Below are 23,139 nucleotides of genomic sequence, written 5' to 3'. Positions count from 1 at the left end.
AGGACAAGATCATGACCATCGCTTTGAATGGCACCTTGGCGGACTGGACTGCCGATGACCGTCTCGAGTCGGCTTTGACGACCGTGGCCGGCTACGCGCTCTACGGTCGCGCCGAAGCGGACGTGTTCTACTTCGCACTTAGTTCGGCCGTCGCCATCAACGCCACATCCACTCTTTGGCTCAACACGGATGCCAATACCAATACCGGCTACAAGGTATGGGGCTTCGCCTCGGGCGCAGAATTCAACGTTAATTTTGGTGCCGATGGCGTCCCAAGGCTCTACAGCGGCGCTGACGGGCAAACGCTGGTTGGCAATCTCGACTACGCAATGAGTGCCGATCGCAAGATCCTCGAAATCGCCTTGCCCAAGACACTGCTCGGCACCAGCGTCGCGAGCGTCGGCATTATGGCCGACGTCAACAACTCGGTGTTCCTGCCGGTCGACTATACCTATCCGGCTTATACGATCACGACGCCGCCGCCCGCCGGGCCCTATGACGGCCTCCTGACCGAATGGACGGCCGAACAGCGTCTGGACACGCCGGCTAACGAGGTGGCCGGATACGCGCTTTACGGCAAAGTGGCCGATGGAAATTTTGTTTTCGGCGTCAGCAGCGCTGTCCCGATCGGACCCAATTCCACCTTCTGGCTCAACACCGACAACAATGTTGCGACCGGCCACCAAATCTTCGGCTTCGCTGGCGGCGCCGAGTTCAACGTCAATATCGGCCCGGATGGCGTGGCGCGGCTTTATAGCGGAGCCGATGGGCAGACCCTGGTTTCAACCATCGACTACAAGATCGCCGCTGGCGGCCTCAGCATCGAATTTGCTGTGCCACAGGCGCTATTGGGCACGGCCGTTACCTCGGTTGTACTGCTCGCGGACATCAACAACACGGTTTTCCTGCCGCCGAGCTACGCAGCAGGCGGCTATGTCCTGAGTGCCCCGGTGATCGTGCCGCCAAGCCCCTATGATGGCCTGCTCACCGAATGGACCGCCGCCCAGCGTCTCGACAGCGCAGCGGTCGTACCAGGCTATGAACTTTACGGAGCAGTTCAGAACGACAGCTTCGTCTTCGGCGTGAAAAGCGCTGTGCCGATCGGAGCAGACACCACCTTCTGGCTCAACACCGACAAGGATGCGGCCACCGGACACCAGATCTTCGGCTTCGCGGGCGGCGCCGAGTTCAACGTCAATATCGGCCTCGACGGTGTGGCTCGGCTCTATAGCGGCGCCGAGGGGCAAACGTTGGTCGGGCAGATCGACTACAGAATTGCTGCGGATGGTCTCAGCATGGAATTTGCCGTCCCGCGCGCCTTGATCGGAGCGACGGTCACGGCCGTCAGCCTTTATGCCGACATCAACAATGCAGTTTACCTGCCAGCCAACTACGCCGGTGGCGGCTACAGCCTGGTGGATCCCGCCTCCATCCCGCCAAGCCAGTTCGACGGCATCATCTCGGAATGGACCACGAGCCAAAGGCTCGAAACACCGATGACGACGGTGGACGGCTACGAAATCTACGGCAAGTTCAGCGACGACAGCTACACGTTCGGCCTCAAGAGCGCGGTGGCGATCGGCCCGAACACGACCTTCTGGCTCAACACAGACGGCAACACCGCCACCGGATACCAGGTTTTCGGCTATGCTGGCGGCGCCGAGTTCAACGTCAACATTGGCGCCGACGGCATCGCGCGGCTCTATAGTGGCGGCGCCGGCCAGACGCTCGTCGGCACGATCGACTTCAAGCTGGCTCCCGATGGCAAGAGCATAGAATTTGCCGTACCCAAGTCGATGCTCGGCGTTGGCGTCAATGCCGTCAGCATGCTTGCCGACGTCAACGACAGCGTCTACCTGCCGGGCAATTATCTGTCCCCGGCCTACACGGTCTATGACCCAGCCTCCCTGCCCGCCGCCACCGAGACGGGCACCAAGGTGGCCATTGTTTTCTCGCAGACCACGGCCAACAACTTCTTCAGCCAGATGGCCTATTCCCAGCTGGTAATGGCAGCGCAAAGCCAGGCCATGGCAGCCGGTATTCCGTTCGATCTCGTCTCGGAGGCCGATCTCGCGGACCTCTCCAAGATGGTGAACTACGACACCATCATCTTCCCATCCTTCCGCAACGTGCCGGAAAACGTTGCTGCCATCCAGGACGCGCTGACCAAGCTCGTCTACCAATACGACGTGTCACTGATCGCCGCCGGCGACTTCATGACCAATGATGCCGCGGGCAACAGCCTTCCCGGCAATGCCTATGCGATCATGCAGTCGCTGTTCGGGATCAACCGGACTGGCGGCGATGCCAGGGTTACCGTCGAGGTAAAGGCAACGGCCGGCGGACACGCCATCACCGAAGGCTATGGCGCAGGCGGCGCGATCCACACCTATTCGGGCCCGGCCTCGTCGACGTCCTATTTCGTCGCCTCCAATCCGGACGCCGGCTCCGTCACCACCATTGCCGAGCAGGTGGTCAATGGCGTCAGCCATGCCGCCGTGCTCGGTTCGGTAACGGGCAGCCGCAATGTGCATTTTTCTACCGAAGCGCTGTTGGGCGACGTCAACTTGCTTGGCCAGGCCATCGACTGGGTCAACGAAGAGGCCGGTGGACCGACGGTTTCGCTGCACATGACGCGCAACGCGTCGCTCTTTGCATCACGCAATGACATGGATCAGTCCCAGGAAACCTACGACGTGGACCTGGGTATCTATGATGCCATGATCCCCGTGCTGCAGCAGTGGAAGACCGACTACGATTTCGTTGGTTCCTACTATATCAATATCGGCTTCAATCCGCCGGATCAGGAAACCAACTGGCTGATTTCCGGCGCCTATTATGATGCGCTCGCGACCATGGGCAACGAGATCGGATCGCATTCCTATTCGCATCCGCACGACACCAATCTGCTGCTGCCCGGCGTCATGACACAGGAACTGCTGACCCAGCGCATCGCTCAATATGCAGCTTCCGCCGAGGGACCCGGCCTGGTCGGGAACGCCCTGGCGACGATGACATTGGCGCAGGTCAACGCCAAGCTGGCGCAGGTCTTGGCCGCACCCGATCCGGCGGCGCTAGACGCCTTGTCCAAGGCGTTCCTCGACGCAACTTATGCCTTCCAGTTTGCTTCCTCCCGGGCCGTGCTGGAAGCCAATCTCGGCTACCCGGTAGGCGGCGCGGCGGTGCCCGGCATGCCCGAGGGTCTCTACACCGCCCAGCAGATCATGCAGTACTACGACTACCTTTCGGGCGGCGCTTCCATGCTCGGAGCCGGTTACCCGGGCGCCTTGGGTTATCTGACGCCAGACGCTCAGAACCAGGTCTATCTCGCCCCCAACATGTCCTTTGACTTCACGCTGATGGGCTGGCTCGGCCTTAACCCGCAGCAGGCCGAAGCCAAGTGGGCAGCTGAATGGGCGGAGCTGAACGCCAATTCCGACATGCCGATCGTCATCTGGCCCTGGCACGACTATGGAGTCACGGCCTGGAGCCTCGATCCAGGCCAGCCCTCTCCCTACACCCAGGCGATGTTCACCAACTTCATCGCAGCGGCTCATGCTGCGGGCACCGAATTCGTGACCCTCATGGACCTGGCCGCACGGATCAAGGCATTCGAAAAAACAGCTTTCGGCTTCAGCGTTGCGGGCGATGTCATTACGATAACCGCCACGCCGCAAAGCGGCACGCTGGGCACCTTCGCCCTCAATCTCGACGATCTTGGCGGCAAGACCATTGGCTCGGTGACCAACTGGTATGCCTATGATGGTGAGAGCGTCTTCCTCGACGCAGACGGCGGCACGTTCGAAGTCCAACTTGCCGCAACTGCAACCGACGTCACCCACATCACCTCGATCGGCTCGCGTGCGCAGCTCGTGACCTTGATCGGCGATGGGACCAATCTCGACTTCACCATTGCCGGTGAAGGCAAGGTGGTGATCGACGTCAAACAAATGCCAGGCATGGTCTATCAGGTCACCGGTGCGACGGTGGTCAGTCAGGTGAACGACCTTCTGACCATCGACCTCGGAGCGATCGGCAGCCATACCGTGTCCGTCAAGCAGGTACCTATAAACCTGGCTCCAACAGATATCGTGCTCAGCAATGTTGCCGCGATACCGGAAAACTCCACCGCCCGCTTCAAGGTAGCTGACCTTTTCGTGGTCGACCCCGACACTAACCCGCTGATGCGCAACAACGTGGTGACCGTTTCCGACCCGCGCTTCGAGATAGATGCCGATACCGGCGCCCTCTATCTTAAGGCAGGGCAATCCATCGACTTCGAAGCGACCCCGCAGATCGATGTGACGCTGAACAGCGCCGACGGGCTGGTTCGCTTTTCCAAGTCCGTCACCCTCTCAGTTGCCGACGTCAACGAAGCGCCAACCAACATCACCATTTCCAATCAGGTAAGCGTGACCGAGAACTCTATTGTTCGGACCAAGATCGCAGACCTGGCCGTCATCGATCCGGATCTGGCTCCGGGGTTCCGTGCCAATACGGTCACAGTCTCCGACGACCGCTTCGAAATAGACGCCGGGACAGGCGCCCTGTACCTCAAGGCGGGGAACGCCCTCAACTTCGAAGCAACGCCAACTGTCACGCTGGCCATTACCGCAGCTGATGGACCGCTTGCGTTCACCAAATCGCTGACCGTAACGGTGCTGAACGCCAACGACCTGCCCACCGGAGCACCGGCAATCACTGGCATAGCAACCGAAAACGTCACGCTTTCGGTCAACACATCATCGATCCAGGACGCCGATGGCCTGGGCACATTCAGCTATCAGTGGCAGCGCGGCAACGGCACCACCTTCACCAACATTGCCAATGCCCGATCGGCAACATACCGCCTGGTACAGGCCGATGCCGACCAGGTCGTCCGCGTGGCCGTGAGCTATCGAGACGGTCGGGGAACCACTGAAACCGTCTATTCCGCCCCCACCAGCCAGGTGGTCGACGTGGTCGCCTCTACAACGCTGACGCCCCTGGTCGCCAATACGACGCGAACCCTCACAACAGCAGAAATCGTCGGCTCTGCCCTAAGTGGATCCGTTGCAATCACTTCGGTCAAGGCATCGATCGGAACCATCGTTTCAGCTGGAGCCGATCTTTGGACCTACACTCCACCTCTCAATGACTCTAGCGCGGTGACCTTCACCTATACCGCCACCGCAGGAACCAAGCTCGCCCAAGGCACCGCGCAGATGGACTTGGTCGCATCCAACATCGTGCAAGGCACCGCGGGAGCCGACAATCTTGCAGCCAGAGCAACGGCCGACACTTATCGGGCCCTGGCTGGAAACGATACGATTGCCGCAGGGAACGGTGATGACCTCATCTATGGTGACGAAGGCGATGACGTCGCGAGTGGAGGCGGTGGCAACGACACCTTCTTCGCGACCATCGGCGACGGGAACGATCGTTACACCGGAAATGCCGGCACCGACCTCTATGACCTCTCCGCTACGAGTGCTGCGGCGGTCGTGAACCTCACCAACGGAACCGCCACTAGCGCTCAGACGGGCACCGATGTGCTCGCCACGATAGAAAACATCCGGGGTGGCAGTGGCGCGGATACCATCACCGGGTCATCGGCAGCCAATCTGCTCAACGGCGGTGATGGGAACGACATCCTTCTCGGCATGGGTGGAGCCGATACGTTGATCGGCGGTGCCGGTGACGACAGGATCACGGGTGGTGCGGGTCGCGACGTCATGACCGGCGGGATCGGCAATGACCTCTTCATCTTCAATGCAGTGTCCGAGATCGGCAGCACCGTATCGACACGCGATGTCATCACCGATTTCGTCCATGGTGAGGACCGGTTCGACTTTTCTGCCATCGACGCCAATACCAGCCTCAGCGGCAACCAGGCGTTCTCCTTCCTCGAGACGCAAGGCGCCGCCTTTACCGGGGTTCGCGGCCAGATCCGGTGGGTGCAGGAAGACCCGGCTGGAACAGCAAACGACAGGGTCATCGTCATGGGCGACCTGAACGGCGATCGCGTGGCTGACTTCCATGTGGAGCTGACCGGCCTGGTGACGCTCACCGCCAGCGACTTCATTCTCTAGCCCGCTGCAGCCATTTTGGAATGCCTGGCCTTTCGCCGGGCATTCGCGTCACCGAACACAGAATTGACTGCCATCAATGCCGCGCGCCCGCCCCTCCTCCATCGTGTTCAGAGATCGAATCTGACGCTGGAGACAATAAATGTGCGGGATCGTGGGTATCGTCGGACAGCGCCCCGTGGCTGATCGTCTGGTCAGTGCTTTGGCGCGGCTCGAATACCGGGGCTACGACAGCGCGGGCATTGCAACCCTTCACGAGGGCGAGTTGCAGCGCCGCCGGGTTTCCGGAAAATTGGTGAACTTGGCGGACAAGCTAAGGCTCGACCCGATCGGCGGCCTCGTTGGCATCGGCCACACGCGCTGGGCCACCCATGGCGCGCCAACCGAGATCAATGCCCACCCTCATGCCACGTCCCGGGTCGCCGTGGTTCACAACGGCATTATTGAAAACTATCGCTCGCTCCTGGTCGAACTTGCGGCCGATGGCTACCTGCCCTCGTCACAGACAGACAGTGAAGTAGTGGCCCTGATGGTGACCCGCTGGATGGATCTGGGGCTGTCACCAGTCGCTGCGGTACAGGCGACCGTCAGCCGCCTGCAGGGCGCATTCGCCTTGGTGTTCATGTTCCAAGGAGAGGAAGATTTGCTTGTCGCAGCCCGGCAAGGCTCTCCCCTCGCCATCGGCTACGGCGATGGTGAAATGTTTATCGGGTCCGACGCCCTGGCGCTGTCGCTGTTCACCGACCGCGTGACATATCTGGAGGAAGGGGACTGGACCGTCGTGACCCTGCAATCGGCTTCGATCCGAAGCCGCGACGGTCATGCTGTGGACCGCTTGGTTCAACTCAGCAACACGTCCTCCAACGTTATCGAAAAGGGGCCCTATCGCCACTTCATGCTCAAGGAAATTCATGAGCAGCCGGATGCCGTGTCGCGCGTCGTGGGGCGCTACATCGATCGAGCAGAACGGACCTTGGCACAATCGCCCCCCCTGTCGTTCGACTTCGCCACCCTGCCCCGCATGACCGTTTCCGCCTGCGGCACCGCCTACTTGGCTGGTCTCGTCGGCAAATACTGGTTCGAGAGCCTCGCGCGCTTGCCCCTCGACATCGACGTTGCTTCGGAGTTCCGCTACCGCCAGCCACCGCTGCAGCCCGGCGGTCTTGCCATGTTCATCTCCCAGTCGGGGGAAACCGCCGACACCTTGGCCGCTCTGCGCTATTGCGCCAGCAACGATCAGCACATCGCAAGCGTCGTCAACGTCGCAGAATCGACCATTGCCCGGGAGTCCGGATCAGTCTTCCCGCTGCTGTGCGGCCCTGAAATCGGTGTCGCCTCGACCAAAGCCTTTACCGCACAGCTGACCACGCTGGCCTGCCTCAGCCTTGTCGCAGCCAAGGAGCGCGGAACATTGCCGGACGGCGCTTTCGAGAAGCTCATCGACGCGTTGACCGCGCTGCCCGCTGCACTCTCTCAGGCCCTCTTGGCAAGCGATGACATCGCTGAAATCGCCCGCGGCATCAGCAAGGCCAAGGACGTGCTGTTTCTCGGTCGTGGCGCCCTCTACCCAATCGCGCTCGAAGGCGCTCTCAAGCTCAAGGAAATCTCCTACATCCATGCCGAAGGCTATGCCGCCGGCGAGCTCAAGCACGGCCCCATTGCCCTGGTCGACGATACGCTGCCGGTTATTGTCATCGCGCCCTCAGATGAGCTGACCGACAAGACCGTCTCCAACATGCAGGAAGTGCGCGCCCGTGGCGGGCAGATAATCCTGATAACCGATCCTAAAGGCGCGGCGATCCACGGAAGCACTGCGGCACAGACCGTCATATTGCCCCAGGTACATTCGTTCATCGCCCCGATCGTCGCCTCGGTTGCGATCCAGCTTCTGGCCTACCATACGGCTGCAATGATGGGTGCCGACGTGGATCAGCCACGCAATCTGGCGAAGTCGGTCACTGTCGAATAGAGGCAAGAGATAACGAAAGCATGGATGGCCGGCTCGCACCGGCCATTTCACATGGCCATTTGACGGCCCCAGTCCGCCTTGGCAGCCTGCAGGCGCTTGGCCGCGATGACGATGTCCACCCGATTGCGCGCGTCGAGCTTCTGCATCAGCCCGGTCATGTAATGCTTGACCGTCTGCTCCGTCAGCCCAAGGGTCTTGGCGATTTCCTTGTTCGTCTGCCCCAAAATGAGTTGGCCAACGATTTGCGTCTCACGGGCACTCAAGGTTGCGAAGTGATCCTCCGGAGCGCTTTTGAGCCGTGCGCGCATGGCCTTCAGCACCTCGGCCGAAAAGCGTTTGGAGATCACCAGCTCGCCGCGGGCACTTCCGCGCACCGCATAAAGAAGTTCCTCAACCGGATCGCTCTTGAGCACAAAGCCTGTTGCGCCGGCATCAAGGGCACGCACGGCGGAGTCGACGCTGCAATAGGCCGTATAAACCATGGTTCGCGTCGTCCCCGAAGCCGCTATGTCAGCAATGGCCTGGAACACGTCCCCTGGCATGGAGAGGTCGAGGATGGCGACGTCAGGTCGGCGCTCGGCCACCAGCTCGATTGTGGCTGGCGCCGAAGTCGCCTGCCCGATCACGGAAAAATCGGGATGGCGGCGCAGCACTTCCTCGACGCCCTGAAGAAAGATGGGATGGTCGTCGGAGATTGTAACGGTGCGGGAACGCAGCGAAGTGGACATTTATTCCTCTCGGAACGCGCGGGCAACCTGGTCGGTGAAGGGCTTGGCGAAGTAGGCGATGGCCACCTGTTCGGCAGTCGCGACGAACACTTCGACTGGCATGCCCGGGACAAGTCCCGTACTGCCAAGCTGCGAAAGATCGCCTGTGGCTTCAGCCTCAGCCAGGTAAAAGGTCTGACCGCTTCGCGGATCGCTGGTCGCTGCCGCAGAGATACGGGTAACGACGCCATCGATTTCGGGTGTGGTGCGCTGGTTGAAGGCCGAAAATCGCAGCTTTGTGGGCTGGCCGATATGCATCTGGTCGATGTCGTGGGTAGCGATGCGAAACTCGATTTTGAGATCTGCATCCGTAGGCACGATGGTCATCAATTTCTCGGCCGGCGTAATGACGCCGCCAAGCGTCGTCACCGACAGCTCGTTAATCGTGCCGCTCACCGGCGCGCGGATCTCTGTTCGGGTGAGCCGCGCTTCCACTTCCGTCAAGCGATCCTGAAGCTCGGCAACACGCGCATCCACCTGGCGCAGCTCGCGCAACGCCTCGGTGCCGCCCAGCTCATCGATGGACAAGATCTGCAGCTCGAGTTCGCTGATGCGGGCATGAGACCGGGCGATGCTGGCCGAAATCTCTCCTTGGCTGCCCACCATGCGCGCCAGTTCCCGATCCGTAGCATTAAGGCGCGTCGTTTCGATCAGCCCCTTGTCTGCCAAAAGACCCATGCGCTCCCGCTCTTCGCGGATCAGGACAAGCTCGTCGTCGAGCGCTTCGGCCTGGACGGTAAGGCCGGTAATCTCTTCCCGCAATTGCTCCACCTGCAACTGCAACTGGGCACGCTTGGAGTCCTGGTCCCGCCGGGCGCTGTCGAACAGCTGCTGTTCCCCGGAAAGGATCGGGTTTGCGTTTGGAAATTGCTCGAGATAGTCCTGTGGAAAGGCGATGGCGCCCGACGAACTCTGTTCAGCCCGAAGCCGCGATTGTCGAGCGACCAGCTCAGCCAGCTGCCCGATCAGAATGGACTTTTCCACCCTTATCTGGACGTCATCGAGACGCAGCAGAAGGTCGTCCTTGGCCACGACATCACCCTGCTTGACCATGATGGCGCGAACCACACCCCCATCCACATGCTGGACGACTTTGAGGTTTTCTTCGACCAGCACTGTACCGGCTGAAATGACCGCGCCTGAAAGGCGGGCCGTTGCCGCCCAGCCACCGATCCCAGCCAGGAGCAGGATCGCTGCGACGCTTCCGGCGATAACGCGACCTTTAAGGCCGAACCCGTCCGGAGCACGTGCCTTCCCGCGTCCCGCCGACAGCGCTTCTTCGAAGGAGGACAAATTATCGATTGTGGTCACGGCGCATTACTCCGGCTGATCACTCAGGTGATGATGTGTTCGAAATGGAAGGGAATGTGGAGGCCGTCGACATGGATCGTGATGTCGTAGTTGCCATCGCCATTGGCATCGGCCTCGATAATGGAGGTGTCGATATTGTCGTAGCGGCCGTAGCTGACTTTGATGGGAAAGATCCCGGTTTCCTGGGCATCGTCCAGATCGTCATAGAGGTCGTCGAAGCGTTCCTCCTCGGTCCGCTCCGCGCGCCGGGAAATGCTGTAGTCCGCCACGTGAATACGATCGCCGATCACAAAATCGAGGATCTGGTGCACGAGCTCGCTGCTCAGCACCGGGTCGGCATCGGTAACGGTGAAGATAAAGAGATCATCCCCCCTCCCGCCGCTGATGACCGTTGCCGTTGCGCCAATCACGAACGTGTCGTCGCCGCCACCGCCCAGGACCGTTTCGATGCTGCTGAAAGTGTCGGATCCGATACTTTCGCCCACAGCGGTGCCGGCGACGAAGTTCACAAACAGATCGTCTTCGGCATCGGAATAGTCGAGCGTGTCATTGCCCTCGCCGCCGTCGATCATGTCGTCGCCGGCATCGCCGATAATGCGGTCATCGCCTTCCCCGCCGGCAACCACGTCATTGCCGGCCTCGCCATGCAGGACATCGTTTCCGGCATCGCCATTGAGCGTGTCGTCGCCGTCGCCGCCCAAGATGAGGTCGTTTTCCGCGCCGCCTGAAAGCGTGTCGTTTCCAGCGTCGCCATAAAGGACGTCCTCGCCCGCGCCCCCATCGGCAACATCGTCGCCTGCTCCTCCGTGAATGACGTCGTCGCCGCTTTCACCCTGAAGGACGTCGTCACCGTCGCCACCATCAAGAATGTCGTCGCCCTCGCCACCCATCAGCAGATCGTCGCCCGCCTCGCCTTCCAGGATGTCGTTGCCGGCGTCGCCGAAGAGCCTGTCGTCGCCTGCGCCACCAGAGATGTGGTCGTTGCCGTTACCACCGAAGATGACATCGTTGCCCAGGCCGCCAAAGAGCTCATCGTCCCCCTCCCCACCCTGGATATGGTCGTGGCCCTTGCCGCCATCGACCACATCATTGCCCGCCCGCGCGTCGATGATGTCGTCGCCGTCGCGGCCGTCGATGTCATCGTCAAAAGGGGTACCGACAAAGACATCGTCGTGATTGGTCAGGTGCACCGTATTGCGCACAACCTCGATGGTTGCGGTCTGCATCACGCTCAGCAAGCCATCGGTGATCGTGTAGAAAAAGGTGAATGCCCCCAACATTCCGGGCAGTGTCGCGAAGCTCCAGCCATTGGCAGTGGGCGTCACCAAGTCGCCCGAAAAGACGACATTCTCCACACTCAGGCTGTCGCCATCCGGATCGGACGCCCCGAACAGCAGGTGGGATAGCCCGATCAGAACCGTCTGACCGGCGAAGACATCGTGGAGCCGGACCGGTCCCATGACCACCGGGGCACGATTGGAAGAAGGAATCTCGTTTTCCTCCTCCTCGTCGTCCGTATCCTCGTCGTCTTCGTCGTCATCACCCTTGTTGTCCGCCAATGGCGTGCCGGGCTTTGGTCCCTGCGGTTGGACGATCCTTGGAACGCCCGCTTCGCCCAATGGCATCGGCAGAGCCTGGACCTGCCGGGGCGCGCGATTATCGTTCTGTGGTTGGTAAGTGAACGCCGCTGGGAAAAATGGTGCCACATCGGCCCCAAGATGCTCGAACGATCCCGCCAGGTAGCGCAAGTCCATTGCCCCAGGCGCGTGAAAGAGCTCCACCCAGGCGCCGCCCGACGGCCCGCTGATGCTGTTCTGCATCGAGTCCTCACCGATGCTGCCGGTTTCCACCGGGTCGACATCCGGCGCGTCAGTGGCAAGCTCGAGACGTTCCAGCCTGCCGATCCGGGGTGCATGCGATCGGGGCTCGGTGCCGTGATCACCAGCGCCCTCGTCATTTGGCTGCGACATCACCGGCAGCGCGCTCTTGAGGTAGGCGGCGACACCCAGGATCAGCATCGCGAAATAGCCCGGGAGCCGGGACAGTTTTTCCGCGCTGGACTCATAGCGTTTGCGCGGGTCTTCGGGCTCTGTGGACCGGCTGGCTTTGGCTTGGATGATCATGCTGGCACCCCGGTTTCCATACGCGGCTCAACGACCTTGAGCGTGTTGGCATTGGCCTGGCGCTGACCCGCAACGATTTCTTCCTTGGGGCCGAAGGCTGTCATCCGGCCGTTCTGGATGACGGCCACCATGTCCACCTCGGCAAGGATCGATGGCCGGTGGGCGATGACCACGGCAATGCCGCCGCGGGCGCGGATCTGGCGAATGGCGTCATTGAGTGCCTGCTCGCCTTCGGCGTCGAGAAAGGAATTGGGTTCGTCCATCAGAACCACGAAGGGATTGCCGTAAAGGGCACGGGCAAGGCCGAGCCGCTGGCGTTGACCAGCCGAGAGCGCAGTCCCCATGGGCCCAAGCTGGGTGTCGTAGCCCTCGGGCAGACGCACGATCATCTCGTGAACGCCGGCAGCTTTGGTCGCGGCCACGATGGCGCGGGCGTCGCGCTGCGGCGAAAGGCGGGTAATGTTTTCGACGATCGTCCCGTCAAGCAGCGCCACGTCCTGCGGCAGATAGCCCACATATTGGCCGATCTTGTCCTCGTCCCACTGGTTGAGGTCCGCGTCGTCCAGGCGGATAGTGCCGCGCAAGGCAGGCCAAATCCCGGTGAGTGCGCGCACCAGCGTCGTCTTGCCGCCGCCGCTCGGACCGATAACGCCAAGCGCCTGCCCTGCCTTGAGCTCGAAGCTGACTTCCGTCAGCAACACCCGGCCCGATGTCGGCGCCGCCACGGTAACCTTGTCGACCTTGAGCGACTTGACCGGAGCCGGAAGGTCCAGCGGCTTTGTAAGACCGGCCAGCGCAACCATGGTGTCGCGAAGACGCTTGAACGACTGCCGTGCCGCAACGACGCCCTTCCAGTTGGCAATGGCCATGTCGATGGGGGCCAGGGCACGCGACGATGCAACGGACACCGCGATGATCGCGCCGGCGGACATCTGGCCCTGGATGGTGAGGTAGGCACCAAGGCCAAGCAGAGCCGATTGGAGGATCATGCGCAGCACGCGTGAGAAGGCGCCGAACGTGCCGATCACGTCGCTGGCTTGGGTCTGCAGCAGCAGATGCTCGCGGTTCGCTTCGTTGAAGCGCGCCACGGCGCGTCCAGCAAAGCCCATGGCCTTGAGGATGTCGGCATTGCGCGTGTTGGAGTCCGCAATGGCGTTGCGCAGCAACCCGGCCTGCTGTGCCGCGGTGGCGAGCTTGCGCGACTTGAACTCCGTCAGCACCGTCAGAAGTGTCAGGACGATCGCACCGCCAAGGGTGACTGCACCCAGAAGCGGATGAAGGAAGTAGACAAACAAGACGTAGAGCGGAACCCAGGGCAGGTCATAGAGCGCCACCGGCCCCTGCCCTCCCAAAAAGCCTCGGATCGTATCGACGTCCCGTCCGCGTTCCAGCGCCTCACTGGTTGAGAAGCCGAAGCGCGGCATGTCCACGCTCACCCGATGCGCGATCGGCGACAGCATCCGATCGAACCGGGCGCCGATGCGCACCAGCAGTTGGCTGCGGATGACGTCGAACAGGCCCTGGAAGAGGTAAAGCCCCACCGCGAGCACCGAAAGTGCGGCCAGGGTCGGGATACTGCCGCTGGTCAGCGCCCGGTCGTAGATCTGGAGCATGTAGAACGAGCCCGTCAGCGCCAGGACGTTGATGATGCCCGAAATCCAGAACAGAAAAACCGCGATGCTCTTGAACTGCTTGCGAAGCATGTCGTTGCCGCGCTGCTCGGCCATTGCCTTGCTTGTCGATGCCATGATGCGCCCCAGGAAGAAGTGAAGTTGAAAAAACCGGCCGGTGTAGCACCGGCCGGTTAGTTGGAGGCTAAAGGTTGAAGTCCGAGCCCGTCAGCACATGGTGGCCCGCGATATTGATGCGGAACTCGGGAGCAGCGTCCCCGGCGGTGTTGCCCGACACCACCGTATATTCCCCATCCTCCCGTGTTTCGTAGGTGATCACGAGCTGACCAGGTGCCGTCGCTGCCTGTCCCCCTTGCAGGGTGAAGGTGTCGTTGCCGGCAGCGGCAGAGTTGGCGTCGATGCCGGAAAGATCGATCTTGTCCCCTGCTTCAAAGCCGCGGATCGTATCGCCGTGAGCGGCGGTCGCCGAGCCGAACACGAAGATGTCCTGCCCTTGTCCGCCGTCGACAACGTTGACGGCATTGCTCATGACGATCCGGTCATTGCCCGAACCGGTGACGACATTCTCAACGCCATAAAGCGTGTCCGTGCCGCTCTGACTGCTGACGACGCTGCCCCGTCCATTGACGCCGGTTCCAAGATCGACGATCGCATTGGCGGTCAGGAAGCCCATGTCCAGGGTATCGATACCTGCATCGCCGGAGATATCGCCGCCGTAATAGGTGTCGTTACCGTCGTCCATGGAGGCAACGAACATGTCGTTGCCGGCTCCGCCAAAGACGGTGTCGTTGCCGTCGCCGCCGTCGATCAGATCGTTGCCGTCCTGACCGAAGAGCCGGTCGTTGCCCGCATCGCCGTAGATGAGGTCGTCATCGGCGCCGCCGAACAGATCGTCATTGCCGTCTTCGCCGAAGAGGATGTCGCGACCTGCTTGACCATCGGCAAAGTCATTGCCCGTTCCGGCACGGATCACGTCCGCTCCGGCACCAGCGATGATGTAGTCCGTTCCAGCAAAGCCGAATACCAGGTCCCCGCTCGATGTGCCGAGCAGCATGTCGTCCTGGGGCGTACCAACGACGTGCGTCGGGTTGATGGAAGCAGAACCATCGTCATCGCCATCATCGCCGCCGGAGTCCTCGTCCTGGTCATCGTCATCTTCGTCGATGTCCTGATCGTCCTCGTCCTCCTCGTCCTCATCATCGTTGTCATGGCCAACTTGAGGCCCGCTGCCGCTGGCGCGATAGCTGACGCTATGCTCGCCATTGCTCAGCGTCGTCACGCCATCGACGACCGAAGATGTGTAGCCCGAAGGATCAGCACCAAGATCGATCACGTCCTCGGGACGCAAGGTTCCCACAATGGTGTCGTGACCGCCATTGGAGCGGAACACGATGCGATGCGCAGAAGACAGGGCCGAGATATCGATCGTGTCATCGCCGGCATCGCCATCGATGGTGATGGTGTTGAGACGCAGGCTTGTGGCCGAGAAGTCGCCGAACACCGCAAAGGTATCGCCGCCTGCCGTCCCTGATCCGGTTGGATCGGCCCCATTGATCCGAATTTCCTCGATCTCGCTGAGTTCGGCGATAATGGAGGATGCGTTGGTCCCGTTACGAGTGACCACGATTTCAGACCCGGCGGCGAGGGACGTCGCCAGATTTCCGGCAATCGCCAGCCAGGCGGCCCGTGTATAGATGCGGTAGTCTTCAGCCGAGGCATTGCCAACGATCGAGAACGTATCGCCGGCTGCCCCTTCCGTGCCGCCATTGACCAGGTCACGCCCGTCGGTGGGAGCGGCAGCATTGGCGTTCCAGATGATGGTGTCGTCGCCGCCGTCGCCATTGATGATGTCGATGCCGCTGTTCGGTCCGAGTGCGACGGAGACATTGTCGATCGAGAACGTTTCGTTTTGATCGAAGCCGCTCGTCGTGCGGAGACGGATCGCAGAATGCGCCGGATCGAGATTGGCCGAGAAGTTGCCGGACGTATTACCGGCAATAGTGCCGAGGGACTGCCAGGTCCCACCATTGAGCGCTTCGACAACGATCGTTTCGCCGGCTGCCGCGCCCTGGTAGGTGAAGCTCAGGGTTGGTGCGGTAGCCCCGGTGAGATTGATAGCCCGGGCGATACTGTCATTGGCGTCGATCGTGGAAGCGAAGCGAAGCACGCCGCCGGTGATCAGGATGTCGCCGCTGGCGGCATTGTTGTTGTCGCCCGTTTCGGTCCAGTTACCGGCAAAGTTCAGCGTGCCGGTATTGTTGTTAAACGCTGCGGCGGCAAAGGCGTCGGCATATGTGCCAGCCGCGATGCCGGCACCACCAATGATGACATCATTGCCGTCGCCACCATTGATGACGTCTGCCCCGGCAAGCCCGTTGATGGTATTGGCCGCGGCCGTCCCGTTGAGCACGTCATTTCCGGCTGTCGCACCGGCAAGCACGGGGGCCGTCGTTGCAAGCGTGAAATCTGTCTGGTCGATCGCCGCCGTATTTGAACCATTGATGCGAATCGTGCCCTGGATTGCGGAATTTGCACCGTTCTCGCGAATGGTGATGATCGTGTCATTGCCCGCCGCCGTCTCGAAGACACGGGAGGCGAAGTTGGCTGCCGTGACCCCGAGGCCGCTAAGATCGATGCGATCCTGGTTGGCCGGCGTACCACCCGCAGAGTCGAAGCTGTTGATGATGTCGTTACCAAAGCCCGTAGCGTTGTAGATGATGGTGTTGAACCCGTTGCCGACGTCGATCGTGTCGTTTCCAGCGCCCCCGATGATGGTGTCATTGTCATCACCACCGTTCAGCGTGTCGTCGCCAGTGCCGCCGTCGAGCAGATCGTTGCCGTCATTGCCGACGAGGGTGTCGTTGCCCGCACCGCCGAAAAGCTGGTTCACGCCGTCATTGCCATTGATGACGTTGTTGAGCGCGTTGCCGGTACCATTGATCGCGGCATTGGCGCCGTTGAGATCGAGGTTTTCGACGTTCGCACCGAGCGTGTAGGAGATGTCGGATTCCACCCGGTCGACTTCCGTGGCCGCTGTGCTGGTGTTGGTTTCCGTAACGACGTCCCCGGCATCGTCGACGAAGTAGACGTCGCTGCCGTCACCGCCGATCATGGTATCGGCGCCCAGACCGCCAACCAGCGTGTCGTTGCCCGCCAGGCCGCTCAAAGTGTCGGCAAGGTCGCCGCCACTGATGATGTTGTTCAGCGCGTTGCCGGTACCGACGAATTGGCCGGCATCAGCGCCTTGATAGGTGAGGTCCTCCACATTGGCCATGAGTTCGAGCGAGAGGCTGGTGAGGAAGGTCTCGACGCGATCGTTGCCGCCACCGGCGAGTTCGACCACGACATCGAGCAGGTCGTCGACGCCATAGACGTCATTGCCCGCTCCGCCAATCATCGTATCTGCGCCCAGGGCACCGGCAAAATCCGGATTTGCCGGGTCGCCATTCGGTCGAGCGTCGAGCCGGTCGCTGCCGGAGCCGCCGACCAACAGGTCATCTCCGAGACCGCCGACCAGGTCGTTGTTGCCGGTGCCGCCAAAGATCAGGTCGTTGACAGTGCCGCCCGTAATGGCGTCGTTCACGCCGTTCTCACCGGCAATGAAGTTGCTGACAGTCGAGGCTGAGAGATTGACGCCGTTGGCAACGCTGTCGCGGGCATTCGGGTCGGCGCGGCTGATCAGGTAGTCGTCGGTGCCAAGCGCGTATCCGGCGTAAGTGGCACCGTTAAAGTTGATGCGTTCCACGCCGGTCCCAGCGACATTGCCGGAATAGTGGCCCGCCACCCTGATGGACTGGTTGGAGGTCGTGGTGCCATTGGTCAGCCCATAGTTGATGACCAGATCGCCATTGGCTGTACCGGTATTGCTGTCGCTGGCATCGAGGCTCGTAATGGTGCGGATCGCCAGGTCGGTCAGCGGATCGATCCCGGTGCTCGGCGCCAGGATAGAGATGCGGTCGGCAGTACCCTGGTTGGCAAGCTCGTTGATCACGTCATTGCCGTCGCCGAAGCCGAACGAGTAGGTATCGTCTCCGAGGCCACCGTTAAGAGTGTCGCCACCGGCTACCTGGGTGATGGTTACAGTGCTGCGGGTTATGACGAGGTCGTCGATGTTGACGACGTCGTTGGTCTCATTCATCGCGCTTGCAACAAAGCGAACAGATGCATTCGGGAATGGACCGGTTGCGGTGTAGCTGTAGTTCTGGTTCGCACCGTTGCCCGTGATAGTGGCCATCGGCACCCAAGTGGTTCCGTTAGCAGTGAATTCAGCGACAACGGACTCGCCCGCTTCAAGGCTGTCTGGGTTCGCCGAGAAGGTGATCGTCACCGTGTCAGCGCCGACGAGATTGACGGCACGAGTAATTGTTGCACCGTTTGCGGGACCTGTCTGGTTGCCCCCAATGTTCTGGGTGCCACCTACGATTCGCAGGGTATTGTTCCCGTCGTCGATACGGATCTGACCGCTTCCGGCATTATTGTTGTCGCCGGTCTCGACCCAATCGGGGTCCCAGTTCGGCCCCCCGTTGCCAAAGCTGCTGGTGTTGAAATTGTCCGTAAATGTGGTCGTCGTCGTGGACGACGACGCCGCTGTGCCATCTGCGCCGCCAACGAGAATGTCGTTTCCGGCGCCGCCATTCAGTACGTCCGACCCGGCCAGACCGAGGATCAGGTCATCCCCTGCCGTTCCGTTCAGAACAGGCTGGTTGAGCGGAGCCGAGCCCTGCGGCGCCAGTCCGTTGTCGCTGAACGGCGTTCCCACGATAATGTTGATCGAGGTGCCATCGCTGAACTGCAGCCGCTCGATGTTGCGCAGCATGTCAGTGCCGTCGGTAGCAAGACCACCGGCATGGGTCACGACAAGCGTGCCGTCGGCATTGGCGGAGAACGAGTAGTTCGCCCGCACGTCCGAATAGAGCGCCGTGTCGATATCGGCTACGTTGTCCGCACCTTCAGAGGTGATGTCGCGAACGATCTTGAGCTGGCCGGGATTGATCTTGCCGGACATGACGTCCGAGACCAGCGTCTTCATCGACGTATGGTAGCTCAACACATTCGTGCCGGTCGGTCCATTCTCGTCGAAACTCGACATGACGGCGATGCGGACCCGCAGCCACTTGTCGCCATCGATGATGTCGTCGCCGCCGCGACCCTCGATAAGGTCGCTGCCATCGCCGCCGAGCAGGATATTGCCGCCCACAAACCTGCCCTGTGCGTCGAACGATGCGGGACCCGCGCCGTTCAACAATTGCTGCAGGCCGGTGATCAGCGCGATGCCTTCGGCGTCCAGCGCACTGCCGCGGAAGCCTTCGGTCGGCACATCGGCCGCGGTCACGTCGGTGCCGCGGATCACGTCGGCAAGGCGGGAGCCAGAAGCGCCTTCCACCTGGGTAAAGGTGTCGAGGGCAACATTGGCAGGCAGAACAGGCAGGCCGGGCAGGATTTGACGGGCTAGGTCGACGTCGACGACGAAGTTCATGTCGGAATAGGTCGCCCAGTCATAGCCGGACATGCCATCGAACTTGCCGCGGCCGAGGCTGCCGAAATAAATGTCGTCGCCGCCTTCGCCGATGAACTCGTCAAAGCCGCCGTCGCCGTGGAACACGTCGTGACCCTTGACCGAGTCGGCCTGGAACTGGTCGTCGAAGTCATCGCCGACCGCGCCGGTCCAGGCACCGATTTCGATCCAGTCATCGCCTTCGCCGCCAAGGGTTTGCTCGGTGGTCTTGCTGCCGAGGACGAAGTCGTTGCCGACCCCGCCGAACGCTTCGTCGAGCGTGTCGGCACCGAGAATGATGAAGTCCTGGCCTTCGTCGCCGACGATCAGATCGACGCCAGCGCCGGCATTGATGGCGTCATGTCCGGTCCCGGCGCGAATGATGTCGTCGCCGAAGAGGTCGGAAATGATGTCGTCGCCTGCACCGCCAAAATAGGAGTCGTTGCCGGAACCGCCTTCAAGCCGGTCATTGCCGCCATCGGCATAAAGGGTGTCGTCGCCTTCGCTGCCGATCAGAATATCATTGCCGTCCGTACCACCGAGCAGAACGTGGTCGGTGCCTGTGTACTTGAGGTAGTTCGTGTCGGTTCCGGGGGTAGCCGGATTGTTGCGGATCACCAGAGGCGTGAGGATGCTGCCGCCGGCCGGATCTGCATTGCCAAGCCCCGGATTCCATTGCCTGGTCTGGTCGACTTCAAGAATGAGGCCAGGCGTCGAGAACACGTCCGAAGGCAGGTGCCCTGCGTCAGCATTGAGGCTGATGATCTTGGCGAAGGTGTTGTTCTCCATTTCCGACAGCAAATGGAGGCCGTCAAGGCGCTGGAGGTAGTAGAACCGATCGCCGTCCTGGAGCTGCTCGAGCTGAACTTCGAAGACGAAGTTGAAGGTCGAGCCAAGCATGCCGCCAAAAGGCAGGATCTTTTCGGCCAGGCCGCCGATCCAGAGGTCGATGAGATCAAGACCGGTGATGGTCACGCCAGTGACCGGATTGCTGGCCCAAGCCCCGGTGCTGTTTAGGAAAGCCTCGGCATCCGCCGGAACGCCGATCGTGCGCGCTTCATTGGCGGCGGTATTAGGATTGTCGATTATGGTTTGCTGCACGCCGAAGATGATCGCCATCGCAGCAGCGCGCTTGCCTTCCACCGTCGATTCGCTGGTGATCGAGCTGTGCGTGCCATAAGCGGCCATGAAGTTGATAACCGACGCTTCATTCTTGAGATTGCCGGCGAACTCGACCCAGCTGTCATAGGGCTTGAGTTCAGGCGCGTGCTGGCTGGCTTCGAAGAAGTCGCGGCGAGCCGCATTAAGCGACGGCACGCCGACATCGCGGCCACGGGCAAGGTTGATCGTGGAGAGGTCGAGCGGCAGGCCGAGCAGGTTGTTGCGTAGCGCGCTGGTAACGAACTCGTCGATTTCGTTGCCGACCTGGCGCGTCATGCCGCGAATGATGTCGCCGGCCGCAATGTTGTCCGCCACGGTGTGGCCCGAGTCGAACTCGATCGGGTTGAGAAAGCCCTTGATGAGGCTGATCTGGTCGTTGGTGAAGGAAGAGTCTAGCCGATCGATCTGCTCGTTCAGCATCGAGTGCCCAAACCGGTACACGACATGAGCGAACTCGGCGACTATGGTCGGGTTGATGTCTGCGTGATAACCGTCGGGAACCACGAAGAAGTCGATGTTCGGCTGAATTTTGCGGGCAAAATCCTCGAACACCGTGTGCTGGTACTGCATTTCGGTGCCGAACTTGGCAGCCTGGAACAAGCGCTCGCCATCCCAGGTCAATGTCGCCGCATAGGCCGCGATCGCAGCGGCATCAGTGGGAAGGGCATTAACCTGGTCCTGCGTCAGGTCGAGCCGCAGCCACTCATTGATGAAGGCCATGTCCTTGCTGGCGAGCACCATTTCCTTGGTGTGTTCGACCAGCCGATTATGCTCGGAATGGAAGATATGGTGGACCGCGGTGAGGCCGATATTCTCGTTCACGCGGCCATCGCCGGCGATGAAATGGGCGTCCAGTAGCTCGTTGTCATAAACAGCGGGATTGTTGCCCGGGTTTTGCAAGCCAATTTCGATGTCGCCATCCGCAAGGCCATTGGGAACCGCGTCATGAGCAATGTCCGCAAGGAATGCTGCATTGATGCGGATCGCGGTGGCAAGACTGACCGGTGCACTCGGTGTGCCGGAAATCACGATATCATCAGCAGTGTTGGGAATGCCGTCGGCGCCTACACCGGTAATAACCTGCGCAAACCCTTGGGCATTAGGGATGAAGTTGCCATAGGCATCGGTGCGCAATAGCGGCACGGCGCCGACATCCTGATCGGTCAGCAGGATGCCAAGCATCTTGGCCTGCTCCTTGACCTCACCCCAGGTGGCCATGCCCCCTGCGCCTACACCGGTCGTGCCGTTGTTTGCGTCACGACCCTCGATCAGATTGCCCGTTGCGTGCGGCTTTCCATCCGCTCCCATCGCATATTGGCGCAGGAAGACCTGGTGCGATGCGTGGGAGGAATAGGTCTGGTTCTGGTCGACAAACGGCGTCGTGGTGTTGACGGGGCGCACGTCGTCGGCAGTACCCATGACACCATCGGCACCAGGCGAGACCGTCGCGCGGGTAAGCACCATGAAGTTGGTGTGGCTGCCTTCCACATAGAGTGGGTCATCGGGCTGCAGCGGGATGAAGACCGTGCCGCTGCCACCCTTGTTCACGAGGTCGAGGCCGTGGTCGAAGAACTGGCCAAAAAGGGTGAACCAGGAATTGAACGGAGCTGAAAGTCCGACGTCTGGTGAAACGTTTGAGATCTGGACATTGTCGCCATCCATGACGATGCCGAACGGTACAAGCGCTGCGTCACGTGTTGCGCTCGCCGCTTCCAGGTTGACCACAGTGAGATCGTGAGCCGCGGTTGCAGTGGCTAGCGCATCAAGTGCCGTCTGTTCTGCCTGACTCGGGGGAGTGTCCGGGTTGCCATCGTTGAGCGCATTGGCAGCTGTCTTGGCGGCATCCATGACGACGCGCGCCTGGTATTCGGCATCCGCAGCAGGCTTATAGGCCTGGTAGATTGCCTGGACCAAGGCGACATTGACAAGGCTTGCTTCCATCACGCCGCCGAGCTGCAAACCCTTGATGATCGCGGCCGGATTAGACAGCGTCTGGTCGACAATCAGGTTGGAGATCGTGCGCAGACTGGAGTCGAATACCAGCGAGTTGGGGTTATTGGATGGGTTGTAGTTTGGCGACGTCGGCATTGCGGGCGCCGGTCCAGGACCATCAGGGTCAAAGAACGTGCCATCTGCGGTGCGGTATTGCGGGTTCAGCAATTCCGGGAATGGCAGGTCGGCCGCACCCCATTTTTCCTGGCCCGGCAGCAGGTTGTTGTAGGAGCCGTCAACGGTACGGAGCCCCAGGCTCAACGTATAGGCTGGTACGGAGCCGACCTGGCCTGCCTGACCGACGCCGTAAAGCGGAGCGGCGTTGGGATCGTTCGGATTAGCAACATAAGCAGCGTGCTTTTCCGCGATCTTGATCTGCTCGAGAATAAAATCGAGGTCGCTTCTGATGTAGGTTACCATAATCGTCTCCCCACGTGATCGCGACAAGCCCATCTGGTCGCGTGACGTCCATGGAGGCACTATGGCGGGTCGGAAGGCGGCGGATAACGTCGGGAGGTCCCCCGACTTTTTCCCTCATAGTCTCACCAGCCGCTAACGCGTCGGCTAGCCAGAACTAACCAGGTGGCTAGGACCTTGGTCTCTGAAATGATGAGCGCTGGTCA

At 61.0% G+C, this 23,139-nt stretch carries 7 protein-coding genes; 2 read left to right on the top strand and 5 right to left on the bottom strand.

Features of this window, described 5'->3' with window-relative positions; genetic code table 11:
• The first annotated feature begins 11 nt into the window (after positions 1 to 11).
• Positions 12 to 6,071 (top strand): M10 family metallopeptidase C-terminal domain-containing protein, encoded by a 6,060-nt coding sequence (locus JI748_RS05205; protein ID WP_201635720.1) that lies wholly within the window; start codon positions 12 to 14, stop codon positions 6,069 to 6,071.
• 139 nt (positions 6,072 to 6,210) lie between these two features.
• Positions 6,211 to 8,037 carry a glutamine--fructose-6-phosphate transaminase (isomerizing) gene (glmS, locus tag JI748_RS05200; RefSeq protein ID WP_201635718.1) on the top strand — a complete coding sequence of 609 codons (1,827 nt, stop codon included), beginning with the start codon at positions 6,211 to 6,213 and terminating at the stop codon, positions 8,035 to 8,037.
• 47 nt (positions 8,038 to 8,084) lie between these two features.
• On the opposite strand, the gene JI748_RS05195 is transcribed toward glmS, so the two are convergent.
• The 5 genes from JI748_RS05195 to JI748_RS05175 all read right to left on the bottom strand — a co-directional run bounded on the left by JI748_RS05195 (position 8,085) and on the right by JI748_RS05175 (position 22,936).
• Positions 8,085 to 8,765 carry a response regulator gene (locus JI748_RS05195; protein WP_201635716.1) on the bottom strand — a complete coding sequence of 227 codons (681 nt, stop codon included), beginning with the start codon at positions 8,763 to 8,765 and terminating at the stop codon, positions 8,085 to 8,087.
• A complete protein-coding gene (locus tag JI748_RS05190) occupies positions 8,766 to 10,115 on the bottom strand; it encodes an HlyD family type I secretion periplasmic adaptor subunit (RefSeq protein WP_201635714.1) in 1,350 nt (449 codons plus the stop codon). It lies immediately after the preceding gene.
• 23 nt (positions 10,116 to 10,138) lie between these two features.
• Positions 10,139 to 12,238: a cadherin-like domain-containing protein gene (locus JI748_RS05185; protein ID WP_201635712.1), complete on the bottom strand. Its 2,100-nt coding sequence runs from the start codon at positions 12,236 to 12,238 to the stop codon at positions 10,139 to 10,141.
• A complete protein-coding gene (locus JI748_RS05180) occupies positions 12,235 to 13,965 on the bottom strand; it encodes a type I secretion system permease/ATPase (protein WP_407644945.1) in 1,731 nt (576 codons plus the stop codon). The genes JI748_RS05185 and JI748_RS05180 overlap by 4 nt, the downstream gene beginning before the upstream one ends.
• A gap of 88 nt (positions 13,966 to 14,053) precedes the next feature.
• Entirely contained in the window at positions 14,054 to 22,936 is an 8,883-nt protein-coding gene (locus tag JI748_RS05175; protein ID WP_201635708.1) for a peroxidase family protein, read from the bottom strand.
• Between the last annotated feature and the right edge of the window lie 203 nt (positions 22,937 to 23,139).

This window comes from Devosia rhizoryzae (assembly GCF_016698665.1).
Classification (GTDB): Bacteria; Pseudomonadota; Alphaproteobacteria; order Rhizobiales; family Devosiaceae; genus Devosia; species Devosia rhizoryzae.
This window is presented reverse-complemented; position numbering and strand designations above follow the sequence as displayed.